Source organism: Chryseobacterium sp. HMWF035 (assembly GCF_003094695.1).
In the GTDB taxonomy this organism is placed as follows: domain Bacteria; phylum Bacteroidota; class Bacteroidia; order Flavobacteriales; family Weeksellaceae; genus Chryseobacterium; species Chryseobacterium gambrini.
The window spans coordinates 16,823-33,229 of the sequence record NZ_QEHP01000153.1; the positions used below are offsets into that span (position 1 = coordinate 16,823).

Genomic DNA, 16,407 nt, shown 5'->3' on the forward strand with positions numbered 1-16,407 from the left:
TAGAAATTGAAATTTCAAACAATACAGCAACGGTAAAAGTAACCGGAGGAAAAGCACCTTACAAATACGCAGTGGATTCTCCTACCAACTGGCAGGATTCTAATGTATTTACGGGACTTTCAAGAGGACAGCATACGTTCTATGTGAAAGACGCCTACAACTGTACCCCGATCTTTGTAGAGGTAACGGTTCCGAATTTGTTAAACGCCATCACGCCGAATGGGGATAATAAAAATGACTTCATCGATTACAGCGAACTGGCGTACAAGGAAAATTTAAGCTTCGTAATCTACGACCGATACGGAAATAAAATTTTCACAGGGAATAAATTCAACAACTACAAATGGGACGGTAAACATTTCGACAAGAAAATACTTACAGGAACCTATTGGTACCATATCAACTGGAATGAACCCAACAAGGAAAAAACACCGATCAAATATTCAGGATGGATCCTTGTTAAAAATATTGACTAAGCAAACAAAAAAGCTGAATCCTAAAGCCACGATTTTTTATCGTGGCTTTTTTACGCTAATATGTTATCATATTTAAAACATAATTTGAATATGTATTAGAAAATTCCATTATTTTTGCATGAATCCTAATTCAACAACTTATGAATAAAATTCTACTGTCTTTTGTACTGATGCTTTTCGGCATAAGTACTCTTTTTGCACAGAGGGATACAGAGCACTGGATCGCGCCTTATTACGCATCCACCACAGGATATACCAATGCACTATATCTTTCTACAGACTCTACCACTCCGTTTGATGTAAAAATTTATAATAATAATACTTTGCTTACCACCGTTACCATCAGCAAAGGAAATCCTCAATCGTATACCGTTTCTGCCAATCTTATTAGCGCAACCACCACTTCGGAGGCGTTACAGATTATTACAAAAGGTCTTTACCTGAAGGGAGACAAGCCTTTTTACTGCACATTGAGATCTGCACAACCTTCGCACGGAGAGATCATCACATCCAAAGGTAAAGCAGGAATCGGGAAATTATTCTTTGTAGCCAATCCGCCCAACACCAATGCAGGAACAGGAACTTCCAATAATTTTACAGCAGGGATTTTGGCTACGGAAGACAATACACAGGTTACCGTTACATGGAATACTTCAGGATTGGTCTTTTTAGGAGGAATTCCTTCCGGTACCAACACCCACACTTTTACCCTGAATAAAGGAAAGTCTTACATTATGGCCGGAAATAATGGCACCGCAGCAAACCTTACAGGATTTATCGGAGCCAAAATAGTTTCTGATAAGCCCATCACATTAACCAACGGAAGTTCTAACGGTAATTTCGGTGCTTTAAGTTCAAGTGGTTCAGATTTAATTATGGACCAGTCGGTTCCGGCGGAAAGACTGGGGAATACATTTGCCATGGTAAAAACAAGATCTACCGCTCCTGCCGAAAACATGGAAGGTGGAATTGTTATTGCCACAGAAGACAATACCCAGATTTTCATCAACGGCGCCACCGCTCCCATTGCAACGATTAATGCAGGGGAATGGTATAGAATTAATGAAACCAATTATATTCAGCAGGGAGGAGCAAGCGGACATTTCAATATGTTTATTTCAACCTCTAAAAATGTATATTTATATCAGTTAGTAGGAGTAGGAACAGAAAATAATACCGGAGGATACAACTATATTCCGCCTTTGAACTGTTTCCTTCCAAGAAAAATTGATGAGATCGGAAAGATCAACGAAATGCCAAGTGTTTCGGGGGTAACCCTGAAGCTTAATATTCTGACAGAAGCCGGAGCAGCAGTTACCGTAAACGGAGCAACTCCTACTGCAGCTCAGGGACCTTATCCTTTAACCGGAAATACCAACTGGGTAACTTATGCCATTACAGGAATTACAGGAAACGTAACGGTAACCTCCACCAAAGCGGTAACAGCCGGAGTGAACGGAGGATACAGCACGGCAGGTTACGGAGGATATTTTGCAGGATTCTCTTCCATTCCTTTAATTACAAAACAAACCGGAGACTGTATTCCGGGAATTGTTCTTGAGGTTGACGACAGCTATGAGACCTATCAGTGGTATCTGAACGGAAATCCTATTCCGGGAGCCAATTCAAACAGCTATACTCCGACAGTAGCAGGAAATTATACGGTAAGAATTACAGTAGGATCTTGTGTTCCGGCAATAACTCCTGTTTATAAAGTCTACACCTGCCTTCAGCAGTCTACAAAAGCGCTTACGGTTTGTGAAGGTTTTCAGGCTGTGGTTCCGTCTTTTACAAATTCTACCCAGACCTATGTTCCGAGTACGGTAACGATTGTTACACCTCCGGCAAACGGTTCTGCAGTTATTGATCCGAACGGCGTAATCATTTATACTCCAAATTTCGGTTTTACAGGTACAGATACTATGGTTTATAAATTCTGTGGAAACGATCCTGATTTTACAGATTGTGAGCAGGTAACTTTAACGTTTACCGTTTCTGCAAGTCCTACAGTAACAGACGCAACACTGAGATCATGTTTTATTCCGTCGAATCCTGCTACGGCATTATTTGACCTTACAACGGCTCTTGTATCTACCACTACAGGAATTACAAAAAAATATTATCCTTCTTTAACGGATGCACAGCTCGGAACCAATGAAATCATCAATCCGGTAAACTATATAGCACCGAACGGAGTGGTTTTCGTGAAAGTAAGCAATGCAAACGGATGTTTCAGAATAGCAAAAGTTACTTTAATTGTTCTTCCACCAGTGTATTCCAGTGTTTTACAGGAGAAGATTATCTGTATTGAAAATAAAACAACTTTAGATGCTGGTCCAGGATTTACAGCGTATTTATGGAGTACAGGTGCAACAACACAGTCGATCAGTAACGTTACGACAGGAACTTACTGGGTAGATCTGAAAACTGGAAATTGTGTAACAAGACAGACAGTAAAAGTCTATGCTTCGGAACAGCCTGTTATTTCAAATATTGATATTTCAAATAATACCGTTACGGTACATGTATTGGGAGGAACAGCTCCTTATCAATACTCCATTGATAATATTCACTGGCAGGATTCCAATGTATTTACCAATGTTCCGAGAGGAAATAATACATTCTATGTAAAAGATTCCTACAACTGTAATCCAATGCAGGTAGAAGTTACCGTACCGAATCTTATTAACGTAATTACTCCGAACGGAGATGGCATAAATGATGTAATTGATTATTCGGCGTTAGGAAACAAGAAAAATCTTGTATTCAATATTTACGACAGATACGGCACAAAAATGCATGAGGGAAATAAAGAAAACGGATACAAATGGGACGGCGCAGTCGGCGGCAAAAAAGTACCTACAGGAAACTACTGGTACGATGTAAGCTGGAATGAGCCAAACGGCAAACATACCCCGATTAAATATTCCGGATGGATCTTAGTGAAAAACAGAAATTAATTTTAAATATCTCTTTAAATAATACTCTGAAAACCATGATTTTGATATCATGGTTTTTTTTATTTTTTTAAGCTTAGAATGCTTTTTATTATTAAATTTGTGTTAAAGGCAATATCTGAATGAAGAAAATTCTATCTTTTCTGTTTTTACTTCTGTTTTTCACCTCTACTTTTGCACAATTGGATAGAGAACACTGGTTTGCGCCGATGGTAGACCGTACAGGAAATTCAAATCCCAATCAGAAACTGTATCTTTCTACTAACCGTACTACGCCTTTTCCGGTAGAAATTTATAACAACAACACTTTAATTGCTACGGTAACGATCAGCAAAGGAAATCCTCAAAAAGTTGATATCTTAAGAGATTATATTATTACGTCACTACAGACAGATCTTTTTACGACGACAACTAAAGGACTTTATGTAAAAGCAGAATTTCCCTTTTACGCCAACTTAAGATTTTCAGTATTTAATCACGCTGAAATTATTACATCTAAAGGAATTCCTTCCACCGGAAAAACTTTTTACGCAGCCAATGCACCACTCTCTGTAAGTAATTCTATCCTGAATTTTATGACGAGTGTTCTGGCAACTGAAGACAATACCACCGTTACCATAACAGGATATAAACCCACTGTACAGTTTTCCAACGGAACAACGGGAGCAACCAATCCTATCATTACGTTTAATTTAAATAAAGGGCAATCCTACATCATCGACGGAATCGGAAATAATGCGGGAAATTTTGACGGATTTATCGGAGCCAAAATTACAGCCAATAAAAACATCAATGTTACGAACGGAAATTTCAATGGGCAATATGCCGGCAATTTTCCTTCAAGTTCAGATATTTTAATGGACCAGGCGGTTCCGGTGGACAGATTAGGAAATGAATTTGCTTTGGTAAAAGGCAACGGAAGCATCGGTTCGAATATGGAAGGCGCTTTGGTAATTGCCACCGAAGACAATACGGAAATTCGTGTAAATAATGAAGTCGTTCCTGTTGCCACTTTAAATACGGGACAGTATTTCATGATTCCGGACTCCAAATATCAGCTTCAGGGAAGCGGACATTATAATCTATACATCAAAACAACCAAAAACGTCTATATTTATCAGGTTCTTGCAGGTGCAAGTACCGCAGGAAACGAGGTGGCAACCGGTGGATTCAATTTTATTCCTGCATTGAACTGTTACTTACCGAAACAGATTAACGAACTTGGATTAATTGATGAAAACTTTGTGTATTCCAACGGAAATCCGAATGGTATTTTAAATGTTCCCACGAAATTAAATCTCATCACAGAAAGAGGCGCAGTAGTTACCGTAAACGGAGTTACCCCTCCTATTTCAACAGGTCCTTTCAATATGACGGGAACTCTTAACTGGGTAACTTACGGAATTCCGAATACTGCAGGAACGGTAACCGTTGTTTCATCTAAAGCGATAACAGCGGGAATCAACGCTGGAAGTGATGCAGTAGGATATGGCGGTTTTTTCGCAGGATTTCCTACACAGCCTGTAATTTTAAAATCCGGTGGAGACTGCGCTCCGGGAATTGTTCTTACAGTAGATCCTGTAATTTATGACACCTATCAATGGTACGTCGGCGGAGTTTTAATTCCGGGAGCTACAGGAGCTTCTTACTCACCGACTCAGTCCGGTTATTACACCTGCTCAGTAACAATGGGAAGCTGTGCTCCTTTAATCACGGCACAGTACAAGGTACAGAACTGTACAAAACTGTCTACCGCGACCTATGATGTCTGTACCACAAAAACAATTACTCCTGCATTTACCAGTTCTACCCAGACTCCGGTCCCTTCAACAGTCGCAGTGCTTACCGCTCCGACTTTAGGAACGGCAACCGTAAATGCAACGACAGGAGTCATTACTTACACCGTTACGAATCCCGGAACTGCAGGAACAGACACTTTCACGTATACATTCTGCGGAAACAACCCGGATTTTCCTGACTGCGAAACTGTAACCGTCACCATTAATATTCAGGTTTTAACGGTGAATAATGCAACATTAAAAGTCTGTGATAACGGATCGGGACAGGGAATATTTAATTTAACAACAGCCAATGTTACCACTAATTCTCCGGTAACCATTACCTATTATACGAATCTGTTGGATGCCCAGAACGAAACTCCGGGAACCGCAATTACCAATACGACTTCTTATACCGCAACGAACGGAACCATTGTGTATGCAGTGGTAAAAAATACACTTGGATGTAAAGCTATTGCCCAGATTACGCTTAATCTTTATCCTTTTGCCAACGTTCTTAATAATTATACCGGAACTTTTTGTGATGATAATCTGGACGGCGTGGTGAATGTAATTCTGCCTAACATCACCCCTCTTGTTTTAAACAATCCGACTTATTTTACGAATGTAAGATATTACGCCAACTTAGCAGATGCCAATGCCGGAAACGCAAATACATTACCGAATAACTGGTCTTACACAACCACCACTACAATTTATATAAGAGTAGATTCTCCGGACGGTTGTCCTCCAGTTGTGAAGCCGCTTGTTTTTGTTATCGGAAATAAAATTTCTTTAATTAAAACCACACACGCCATCACCATGTGTGATGATAATCTGGACGGTACAAAAGTGATTGATCTGATGCCTTATATCAGTCAGTTTACAACAGATCCTTCTGTTACCGTGACTTTTCACCCTACTCTTCAGGATGCACAGAACAACACGGCGCAGATTGCAAACCCAATGAATTTATCGGGAACCCAAACGGTTTTTACAAGATTTGAGAAATCCGGAGTCTGTCCTAATATTGCTTCAATTACTGTTACGATAAAAACTCCGAAATCGTCACTTATTCTGAAAGATAAAGTAGTTTGCCCTAAAACACTGACGACTTTAGATGCAGGACCGGGAATCGACAGTTATCTATGGAGTACCGGAGCAACCTCCTCTTCAATCGGAAATGTTGCCCCCGGAAATTATTGGGTAGATCTTACCGCAGAAGGCTGTACCTACAGACAAAATGTAACCATTACAGAATCTTCTCTTCCGGTTATCACGATGATTGAAATAAACGGAAGTACAGTAACGATCGGAGCAAGCGGTGGCACTCCGCCTTACGAATATTCTCTGGATGGCGTAAACTGGCAGAGTTCAAATGTTTTCATGAATGTTCCGAGGGGAAATCATATTATCCACATTCGGGACACCAATCAGTGCGAGGAAGTAACCAGACCATTTGTTATTATTAATCTTATCAATACAATTACGCCTAATCTTGATGGCTATAATGATGCTATAAATTATTCTGAATTAATGAATAATGACAATATTATTTTCAGAATTTTTGACCGATATGGAGCGGAAGTATTTCGAGGAGCGCCTTCCAACAGATTTACCTGGGACGGAAGAGTCGGAGGAAGACTGGTAAATACAGCAACGTACTGGTATTTCATCAGCTGGACGGAATTCGGTGGCACAACTACTGTAAAATATACGAGTTGGCTTTTGGTAAAGAATTATTAATCGGGATGAAAAATCATTAAAAATTTTCACACATTTTATATTTAAATGCATCCTTATAACATTCATTAACAATTCCGAATCAAAGTTTAATATAACTTTAACCTGTTTTCACTACTAAAATAGGTATAGCTTGTTGGTTTTCTGCGTAATTTTGCGGTATTATATGAAGAAGCTATTTACTCTGCTGCTGTTGGTTTTTCTGGCAAAAATTAACGCACAAACATACTCTGGAGAAGTTTTTCTAAAAGATAATTCTGTTTTGTATCTGAACCAGATGTATGTTACGAATCTTAATACCCTGAAAACTGTTTTAAGCGATTATAATGGTGATTTTTCTATCTCTGCCAATCCGGGAGATGTGATCCGTTTTACGTCGATTATTACAGAGCGAAAAGATATTAAGCTGACGCCCCAGATGATGGATCAGAAAAATCTGGTTGAACTGAAAGTGGCGTATCACGATATTCAGGAAGTCATCATCAGCAGGTTTAAGCCTACCGGAAACTTACGTTATGATGTAAATTCAATCAGAAAAGAAGATAAGGCTTTAGCCATTAAAAAAGTAATCGGTCTTCCGGAACCGAAAGGAGACGGAACTCCGCCGCAGCTTCCTGTTGCAGGTCTTCGCGATGGCGGACTTACCTTCAGCCTCGAAAGTATTTATGATATTTTATCCGGAGAAAGAAAGAAAAAGCAGCGCTATGTAGCCTACGAAAAAATGAATAATTCTGTAACGCAGATTAAAAATTATTTGGGAAAAGATTATTTTACAAGATTCAAAATTCCTGAAAACTTAATTGATAACTTTCTGCAGTTTGTCTATACTTCAGAAAATATCGAACCTTATGTTCTTGCCGGAAATTTTGAAGCGATAAAAATTCCGATTGAAAAATATCTTCCGATTTACCAGAGAAGATTAAGAAATTCTCACCTTCAGGATGTTCTGAAATAAAATTTCTCATTATGCAAATAAAAAAAATGTACATTTTCCAACTGGGATGTACATTTTTTTGTTTTACTTAAAATAATTTTTAAATTTAGAAAAAATTGAATGTTCATTACAGTTGGTGTAATTTTCGCTGCAATTTTGGATACTAATGCCTTAAAAATAAATCAATTAAACGAGAAAATATTTTACTTTTACACTTTAATACCAGTGAATGAAAAAATTATTTATATTTTTTAGTATGATTCTGTGCATCACTCTTTCAGCTCAGTCGAAAGGGAAAGATTACAGTGAAATTTTAAAAAGTAAAAATATTTACGAAATTAATGCTTTCCTGAGAGATGCTCATCCCGATGATCCGCGAAGATCTGTGCTTAAACCCCGCGTAATGGAAATGATGAAGGAATACATAAAAAATGCCCAACCCGGTGACCAGAAAGTGAAACAGATGCAGGACTGGTTTGCTATGCTGAAGCGAAGACCTTCTACCAAAATATCTTTCGATGAGATGAATGCCCTCATCAAGCACAAACAGATTGCAAAATATCAGAAAGAATTGCAGGTGGGGCAATCTGCGGTAGTGTACACACCAAGCAATCCTAAAAACGTATACATTGCTCCTGCTGCTCCTTCCGCAACATCTGCAAACACTAAACCTGTTGCTGCCATTCCTGATGCAGAAGCTTCTGAATTTAATATGCTGATGGCGGAAAATCCGACGGAACATAAAAACAAAACGGTAAAAATCCTTAACTCTCTTTTCGATAACGACCCTAATGCGAAAGAATGTATTGTGATGATCGAAAATAAATCGGACTGTAATATTATTGTACGAATAGAAGGAATCGGGACCACGAAGTACAGGCTTCCTGTTCCTTCGCACGGCGACAATTCGATTGTGGTACAGAAAGGTGATTATCTTTTTACAAGTATTGTCTGCGGAGCTCAGTACGCCTCACAGAAAACCATCCAGAAACCCATCATGGTTGCATTGGGAAGTTCTATGAGAAAATAACGCAGTTAGCTGTTATTTTCAGGTTTAAAAATGAAGCATTTGCTTAAAATTAGTTATTTTTGCAGGATTTTATAAATGTCTCATGGGTAAAAATAAATTAGCAAGATTCGCAGAAAACAAGATATTACCAAACGTTATTCAGCCAACGCGGGAAGATGCTTTAAACGGTTTCGATCTTAAAGGAAAATGGAGAACAGATTTCTTTAAAAACGACAATCCTATTGTTTTAGAATTAGGCTGCGGAAAGGGAGAATATTCGGTAGGTCTTGCAAAAACATTCCCTGAGAAAAATTTTATCGGAATTGATATTAAAGGGGCAAGATTCTGGTTCGGAGCCAAGGAAGCTGTAGAAAACGACATGAAGAATGTGGCTTTTCTGAGAACCCAGATTGAACTCGTTGATTATTTTTTCGGAGAAAATGAAGTGGATGAAATCTGGATTACATTTCCGGATCCACAAATTAAATACAAGCGTACAAAACACAGATTAACGCATCCTGATTTTTTAGAAAGATATAAGAAATTCTTAAAACCCGGAGGAATTGTTCACCTGAAAACAGATTCTGAATTTCTTCACGGCTATACTTTAGGATTTTTGCAAGGGGCAGGTTATGAAATCATTACCGCACACCACGATATTTACGGAGCTTTAGAATATGATCCGAATACTCCGCATTTAAGGGATATTAAAACGTACTATGAGGAGCTTTTTTCTGCTAAAGGAAAAACAATAACGTATATTAAATTCAGAATTAACTAAACAACAAAACACATCATGAAAAAAATTCAGTATTTCCAGACTCTTTACAAATTTAACTTATCGGTAGTTTTTTAAGTGATAAAATTCACATAAACAATTAAAGGCTGTAATATTCTACACCCTTGCATTTTCACGTACAAACACAAAATTATAAAGATAAGTTATGAAAAAATTAATGTTGATTATTTCGACGGGAATTCTTGTATGCTGTAACACGGCTCAGGTACAAAATAAATCCCAGAATATTTTAGAAAGCAAAAACATCAGTGAAATAGAAGAATTCCTGAAAACAGCGCATCCGGATGATCCGAAAAGAAGCGTATTAAAATCCAAGATAATCGCCTTAAAAAACTCGGAATGGACAAAAGGAAAAAAGGATGCTAAACCGATGGAAGCAAGACCTGTTATTTCCGAAATTTCTTCTAGCCTAATGAAGAATTCTAATGCCTCGGAAACGGAGGAGTTTAAACGCCTGATTGCTTCTACACCCGCTGAACATAAAGACAAAACCGTAAAACTGCTTAATGCAATGTTTAATGAAGATATCAGCAGCAAAGAAGTTATTCTTTTGTTTAAAAATAATTCTGACTGTAATATCGTTTTAAGAATTCAGGGAAAAGATTTCTATAATCTTGCAGTACCGGCGAAAGGAGAAAATTCTATCGTAATTAATAAAGGAAGTTATACTTTAACGAGCCATGTCTGTGATGTTTTATATTCCTCACAGAAAGAAATTAAGAAAAGTATTTTTTTAACCATTAATAATCCTGTTCAGACTGGAAAATAAATTATGACGGGCGAGTAAGTAAAAGTTTTAAATTTACACCAAGAAAATTTTGTTATGAAAAAGCTTTTTTCTTTTACGGTTATGATCATCATTGTCTTAAACAGTTGTGAGACTACTCATTACAGGACAAAAAACGATGCTGTAAAAAATCCTCATAAAAATCCAAATACTGTTAGCAGAACCTCTACTGCCAATCAAACGGAATTAGAATATCAGGCTTTGCTGAAAACGTACAAATCTGAAACGGCGGCAGTTTTAACGGATCTTTTAAACGGTTCCGAAGACAGTCCGAATACATCAATTACTGTTGAGAATAATTCCCGCTGCAATATGGTTCTTACGATTAGCGGAAATAATTATTTTAAGAAAATCCCTATTGGTGCCAATAAAATCGGCTCGGCAATGGTTCCGAAAAATCAGAATTATAATATTTCAGGAATGGTTTGCAACTCTGTATACCAGAAAACAAAGTTTATCAGTTCGTCTTATAATGTAACGCTTTCAAATTAGCAGGAAGCTTTATTAAAAACAAAAAAAGACCGCTAAAATTTAGCGGTCTTTGTATTTTAAAGAAAATCTTTAATTATTCAGCATCAAAGTCAGCATCTTTATCAGCAGATACTACTTCTCCTTCTTCTTTAGATTTTTCTTTATCAGCTTTTCTTTGAGACTGACCTTCTTTGATAGATTCAGAAACTACGCTAAGAATCATATCGATAGATTTAGAAGCATCATCGTTTCCTGGGATAACGAAGTCTACTTTTCTTGGGTCAGAGTTGGTATCAACAATACCGAAAACCGGAATACCTAATTTCTTAGCTTCAGTTACCGCGATGTGTTCTCTCATGATATCTACTACGAATACAGCAGATGGAAGTCTCACCATGTCAGCGATAGAACCTAAGTTCTTCTCAAGATTAGCTCTTTGTCTGTCTACTTGTAATCTTTCTTTTTTAGATAAAGTTTCGAACGTTCCATCTTTTTTCATTTTGTCGATAGAGTTCATTTTTTTAACAGCCTTTCTGATAGTAACAAAGTTTGTTAACATACCACCCGGCCATCTTTCTGTAATATAAGGCATATTAAGTTCAGAAGCGTGTTTTGCAACCACTTCTTTCGCCTGCTTCTTAGTAGCTACGAAAAGAACTTTTTTACCTGCAGAAGTTAATTTTTCTAAAGCGTTACAAGCTTCATCCAATTTAACAGCTGTTTTATGTAAGTCTACAATGTGAATACCATTTTTCTCCATAAAAATGTATGGAGCCATATTTGGATTCCACTTTCTAGTCATGTGACCGAAGTGTACACCAGCCTCTAGAAGGTCTTTTACATTTGCTTTTGCCATGTTTTTTGTTTTTGTTAGTTTACTTTCCGTCTTTTAAACAATCAACAACTTCTTTAGATGGGAGAAGCGTTTGGATGCTAAACGTAACGGGCAATTGGCGTTTTGCTTTTTGCTTGTGGCAATTGGCTTTTCGCCGAGATTAAGTTTAAATAAAAATTAATACATTTCTGTAGCAAACAACCATAAGCCATTCGCCAACAGCAAATCTTAACGTTTTGAGAATTGGAATCTCTTTCTTGCTTTTTTCTGACCTGGCTTCTTTCTTTCCACCATTCTTGCGTCTCTTGTAAGTAAACCAGCAGGCTTCAATGCTAATCTGAACTCAGCGTTGATTTCGCATAAAGCTCTTGAAATACCTAATCTGATAGCCTCTGCCTGACCTGTATTTCCACCACCGAATACGTTTACGGTAACGTCATACTGACCAACAGTTTCAGAAAGGATAAATGGTTGGTTTAATTTGTAAACCATTACATCTGTAGAGAAGTATTCTTTAGCGTCTTTACCGTTTACTGTAATGTTACCAGTTCCTGGCTTTACATAAACTCTTGCTACAGAAGTTTTTCTTCTTCCGATTTTGTGAACTGTAGACATATTAATTATTTAAATTCGTTAACATTAATTGTTTTAGGCTGTTGAGCTTCATGTTTGTGCTCAGTTCCTTCGTATAAGTAAAGATTCTTAAGGATCGCAGCTCCAAGTCTGTTTTTAGGCAACATCCCTTTTACTGATTTTTCCAATACTTTTAAAGAATCTTTCTTTTGAAGTTCAGCCGCAGTCATAGACTTCTGTCCTCCAGGATAACCTGTATGCCAGATATAAGTCTTGTCGTTCCACTTGTTTCCGGAAAGAGTTACTTTCCCAGCGTTCAAAACGATTACGTTATCACCACAATCTACGTGAGGTGTGTAGTTCGTTTTGTGCTTACCTCTCAAAATCTTTGCAACCGTAGAAGCTAGTCTTCCCAACGGTTGTCCTTCAGCGTCTACCACAACCCATTCTTTATTAGCAGTAGCTTTGTTCGCTGAAACAGTTTTGTAACTTAATGTATTCACACGTTTTAGTTAAAGATTAAACATAATTTCCCCCTAAAAGGGTGTGCAAAGGTACAAATTATTTTTAGAATGCAAAAACATATTTCGTTTAATCTGTTGATTATGTGTTTAAGCCTAAGTATCTGAAAGACTTAATCGTACAAAAACCAATCAAAAAACACGGAAATAACCATTTAAAAAATTCATGTATAAATTCGAAAATCATTTAAAAATCGAATAAATTTTAAGGGTAATTATTAATTAAATTTAATATTATCCTCAAAAACATATCAATATGATTATTTAATTTCTTTAAATAATTATATTTGCTGAAATCCATATCTATATCATGAGCCACGGAAAAATTAGAGAAGATAAAACGTGTCTTAACTGCGGACACCTTGTTGAAGAAAGATTCTGCCCTCGTTGCGGACAGGAAAATACGGAACCCAAACAGCCGTTCCATTATCTTTTCACTCATTTCATTGAAGATTTCACGCATTATGACGGACAATTCTGGAAAACAATAAAATATTTACTCATTCGTCCCGGGAGATTAACTAAGGAATATCTTGCCGGAAAGAGACAAATGTATGTGGCTCCTGTAAAACTGTATATTTTTATCAGTTTTATTACTTTTTTCCTCCCTACTTTATTTTCCAGTTCGGAAGAGGAACTTTCAGACCATGAAAAGAAAGAACAGATTTTAAAAGAAAAAGAACAGGACGAAAAGATTGCAAGATTCACAGACAGTCTGAAACATTCACTCCAAAAAGATCAACTGATAAAAGAAAATGTATCTCATCCTGAAACGGAAAAAGAGATGAAAACTGTTGACCCGAAAGACAGAAACGATCCTGAAGTGGGTACTTTTGGAGAAACAGCAGACGGAAAAATGAGCATTTTGGGAGCTACTACCCTAAAACAGTATGATTCTTTAAGCTTAAAAAGCAAGGATAAAAAAGCTACATTCGCATTTCTAAAACCTTATGCAGAAAAAATATTTCATTTTCAGGAACAAGGGCTGAAAAAAGACCAGATTTTTGAAAAATTTGCTGATAATATTGTTCACACTCTTCCGAAAGCACTATTTGTTTACCTGCCGATTTTCGCCTTTCTTCTTTGGCTTTTCCACAATAAAAAGAAATGGTGGTATTTTGATCACGGAATTTTTACGCTTCACTATTTTTCCTTTCTGCTTTTAGGAATTCTGATTATCATAACGGTCTCAGAACTCACTTCACTGCTTCCGGATAATACGATCTTCAACACCTTTAGTTTTTCGCTTTATTCTGCGGCAATCATTTATATGCTTGTGTATTTCTTCGTTGCGCATCACAGAGTTTACGAAAACGCACGGAGCATAAGCGTGGTAAAAGGAATTCTTTTATTTATTGTGAATTTATTCGGACTTGTCTGCATGTTCCTTATATTAATGTATGTAAGTTTTATGACGATGCATTAATTGCGCAATGTTTTGTTTGCTCTGAAGCTTGCAATTAAATAATACGCCACAAAAACCGTCGAAAATTTCAGAACGGAAGGGATAGCCAGTTCCAGATTAAAAATTAAAGTTCCCGCAAGAACTAAGATTCCCATGGCAACAAAAGATAATCCTAATTTCTGAGGCAGAGTAAAATCCGGGGTATCTAAATAATAAGCAATTCCCCATGCGAAGCCAAAAGCAAAAGCATAATAAATATCAAGTCCGATGTTTTCCGAACTGTAAAACAAATAATTGATTAAAAAACTCAGAACAGTTCCGAGCATGAAGTATAACATTGCTTTTTTCATAATTTTTTTTAAAATTCTAATTCTTTATTACGATTTTTCATATAATAAGAAGGTCCGATTCCTGTAATTTGTTTAAACGAATTAGAGAATGCTCCCAATGACGAATATCCCAAATAATCTGCAATATATGTAAGTTTAAATTTACGAAATTCACTTTCACTGTCTAATTTTTGAATGAAATGCCTGACACGCAGATCATTAATATACCAATTGAAATTCATATTTTTTTCAGCTTTTATAAAATCAGAAATCGTTCGGGAACTAATATCGAGCAGAGAAGCAAGTTTTGCTGAAGTAAAGTTTTTTTCAAGAAACAAAGTTCCGCTTTCAAAGTCTTGCAAAGCGATGCGCAAACGTTCGGTTGTTTTTTCTGAAACCATGAGTCCGCTTTTAACAGCAGTTTCCGGAGAAATTTCTTTCCCTGAAGTACTTGCAGATGTTTCCTGAAGAGAATCCTTTAGGTTTGAAGACTTATTATCTGTGTTTCCTATACTTATTTTCTTTCTCAGTTCCTCATACTTCTTTTGATTTTCTTTCGATCTGTAAAGATAGAAAACAGTAAGCAATATCATGATGACGATTAAAGAAATAAGCAATCCTGAATACACGGAAACTTCTGTATTCTGATCCTCAATTGTTTTGTTCTTTTCCTGAAGTGATTTTTCCAGACTATGAAAGTTTTTTTTATTTGAAACTGCCGAAAGTTTTTTAAGCTCTTCGGAGTATTTAATAAAATTTGACTGATCTCCGTTTTCAGAATAGGTTTGAGAAAGGTTTTTTAGAATTTCTATCTTTTTATTTACAAAATCATTATTATCCGGAAGAATAGCCAACGCTTTTTTAAAATACATAATGGCTTTCTGATAATCTTTGGCTCCCATATGCAGATAGCCAATATCATGATTAATGGCAGCCTGAAGATAAAAATTATCCGGCTTTACAAGACTCAGTGCCCGTTGAAAATAGACATTTGCTGAATCCGGATTTTTCAGATCAGCATAATTGTATCCGATATTGGTATATGCCGAAACCAGTTGGTTATTACGAAGCTCCGGATCTTCAATATGTCGGAATTCTTCTACAACTTGCAACGAAACAGCAAGTTTCTCTTTTGTAAGCTGCGGTTCCTTACCATCTCCCAAAACAATCAGTTTTGAATTAAGAATCAATCCTCTTACCTCATAAGACTCCTGAGAACTCAAATTTTTTAAAATATTCAGCCCGTGTTCAAAGTTCTGCATCGCAAGATCAGAAGCCTCCATTTTTGCATACTGAGTTCCTAATATTCTGTAGGCGAGAGCCTGCCCTTCTTTATAGTTTATGCTCTCTGCAAGTTCCAGAGATTCTTGTGCATTCTCAAAACAGCTTTCCGGATCTCCATTCAGCAGATAAGCAAAACTTTTAAGGTATAACCCTTTTACAACAAACTTTTGCTCTCCTGAATTCCGGGCGTTAAGAATTAATTGGTCGGTCTGTTTTAAAGCAGAATGAATATCACTCTGAGCCAACTGTTTCAAACGGTTGTACTCATCTTCAAAATGGATTTGTTTTTGAGCTTTCCCATAATGGAAACCCATAAAAACTAAACACCAAATACACTTTATGACAAAAGCTATTTGTTTTTTGGACTTTTTCATGTGTGCTTTTGTTTGTAAAATTCTGTATCCTACAAGTAAGATGCAAATTATCCTTTTGCAAAATTCCGCAATTTGCAAATATGCAACAAGTTACATTAATTCAAACCGTTATCCTAATAATAACTTTGCAAA

General features: G+C 36.8%; 14 protein-coding genes. 9 read left to right on the forward strand and 5 right to left on the reverse strand.

The features are described 5' to 3' along the window. From DD829_RS23965 to DD829_RS23045, 8 genes are all read left to right on the forward strand, one after another. Window positions 1-476 (forward strand): gliding motility-associated C-terminal domain-containing protein (locus DD829_RS23965; RefSeq protein WP_185140331.1); only part of this gene is annotated, 476 nt, incomplete at its 5' end. A gap of 140 nt (window positions 477-616) precedes the next feature. Then, window positions 617-3,436 carry a T9SS type B sorting domain-containing protein gene (locus tag DD829_RS23015; protein WP_108409820.1) on the forward strand — a complete coding sequence of 940 codons (2,820 nt, stop codon included), beginning with the start codon at window positions 617-619 and terminating at the stop codon, window positions 3,434-3,436. A gap of 119 nt (window positions 3,437-3,555) precedes the next feature. Beyond that, window positions 3,556-6,957, forward strand: coding sequence for a T9SS type B sorting domain-containing protein (locus tag DD829_RS23020; RefSeq protein WP_108409821.1), 3,402 nt, complete (start codon window positions 3,556-3,558; stop codon window positions 6,955-6,957). 163 nt (window positions 6,958-7,120) lie between these two features. After that, entirely contained in the window at window positions 7,121-7,909 is a 789-nt protein-coding gene (locus DD829_RS23025) for a hypothetical protein (RefSeq protein WP_084196503.1), read from the forward strand. 208 nt (window positions 7,910-8,117) lie between these two features. Further along, window positions 8,118-8,918, forward strand: coding sequence for a DUF6759 domain-containing protein (locus DD829_RS23030; protein WP_108411550.1), 801 nt, complete (start codon window positions 8,118-8,120; stop codon window positions 8,916-8,918). Window positions 8,919-9,000: 82 nt separating this feature from the next. Next, the gene (gene trmB, locus DD829_RS23035; RefSeq protein ID WP_108411551.1) at window positions 9,001-9,678 is read left to right on the forward strand and encodes a tRNA (guanosine(46)-N7)-methyltransferase TrmB; all 678 of its coding nucleotides are present in this window, start codon (window positions 9,001-9,003) and stop codon (window positions 9,676-9,678) included. Window positions 9,679-9,841: 163 nt separating this feature from the next. After that, complete coding sequence (locus DD829_RS23040; protein ID WP_116548206.1) at window positions 9,842-10,465, forward strand: DUF6759 domain-containing protein; 624 nt, start codon at window positions 9,842-9,844, stop codon at window positions 10,463-10,465. A gap of 54 nt (window positions 10,466-10,519) precedes the next feature. Next, entirely contained in the window at window positions 10,520-10,975 is a 456-nt protein-coding gene (locus DD829_RS23045) for a DUF6759 domain-containing protein (RefSeq protein ID WP_108411542.1), read from the forward strand. A gap of 73 nt (window positions 10,976-11,048) precedes the next feature. Here the strand turns inward: DD829_RS23045 and rpsB are convergent, their stop codons facing one another. From rpsB to rplM, 3 genes are all read right to left on the reverse strand, one after another. Next, the gene (gene rpsB / locus DD829_RS23050; RefSeq protein WP_076396348.1) at window positions 11,049-11,810 is read right to left on the reverse strand and encodes a 30S ribosomal protein S2; all 762 of its coding nucleotides are present in this window, start codon (window positions 11,808-11,810) and stop codon (window positions 11,049-11,051) included. A 207-nt stretch (window positions 11,811-12,017) separates the two neighbouring features. Continuing rightward, complete coding sequence (gene rpsI, locus DD829_RS23055; protein ID WP_072883409.1) at window positions 12,018-12,404, reverse strand: 30S ribosomal protein S9; 387 nt, start codon at window positions 12,402-12,404, stop codon at window positions 12,018-12,020. A gap of 5 nt (window positions 12,405-12,409) precedes the next feature. Then, window positions 12,410-12,865, reverse strand: coding sequence for a 50S ribosomal protein L13 (rplM, locus tag DD829_RS23060; RefSeq protein WP_027381190.1), 456 nt, complete (start codon window positions 12,863-12,865; stop codon window positions 12,410-12,412). A gap of 328 nt (window positions 12,866-13,193) precedes the next feature. Here rplM and DD829_RS23065 point away from each other — a divergent pair, with 328 nt between their 5' ends. Beyond that, complete coding sequence (locus DD829_RS23065) at window positions 13,194-14,309, forward strand: DUF3667 domain-containing protein (RefSeq protein WP_108410414.1); 1,116 nt, start codon at window positions 13,194-13,196, stop codon at window positions 14,307-14,309. Here DD829_RS23065 and DD829_RS23070 read toward each other — a convergent pair. Further along, a complete protein-coding gene (locus DD829_RS23070; protein WP_108410408.1) occupies window positions 14,306-14,638 on the reverse strand; it encodes a hypothetical protein in 333 nt (110 codons plus the stop codon). The genes DD829_RS23065 and DD829_RS23070 overlap by 4 nt on opposite strands. A gap of 8 nt (window positions 14,639-14,646) precedes the next feature. Then, window positions 14,647-16,275, reverse strand: a complete 1,629-nt coding sequence (locus tag DD829_RS23075; protein ID WP_108410409.1) for a helix-turn-helix domain-containing protein — start codon at window positions 16,273-16,275, stop codon at window positions 14,647-14,649. Window positions 16,276-16,407: the final 132 nt, after the last annotated feature.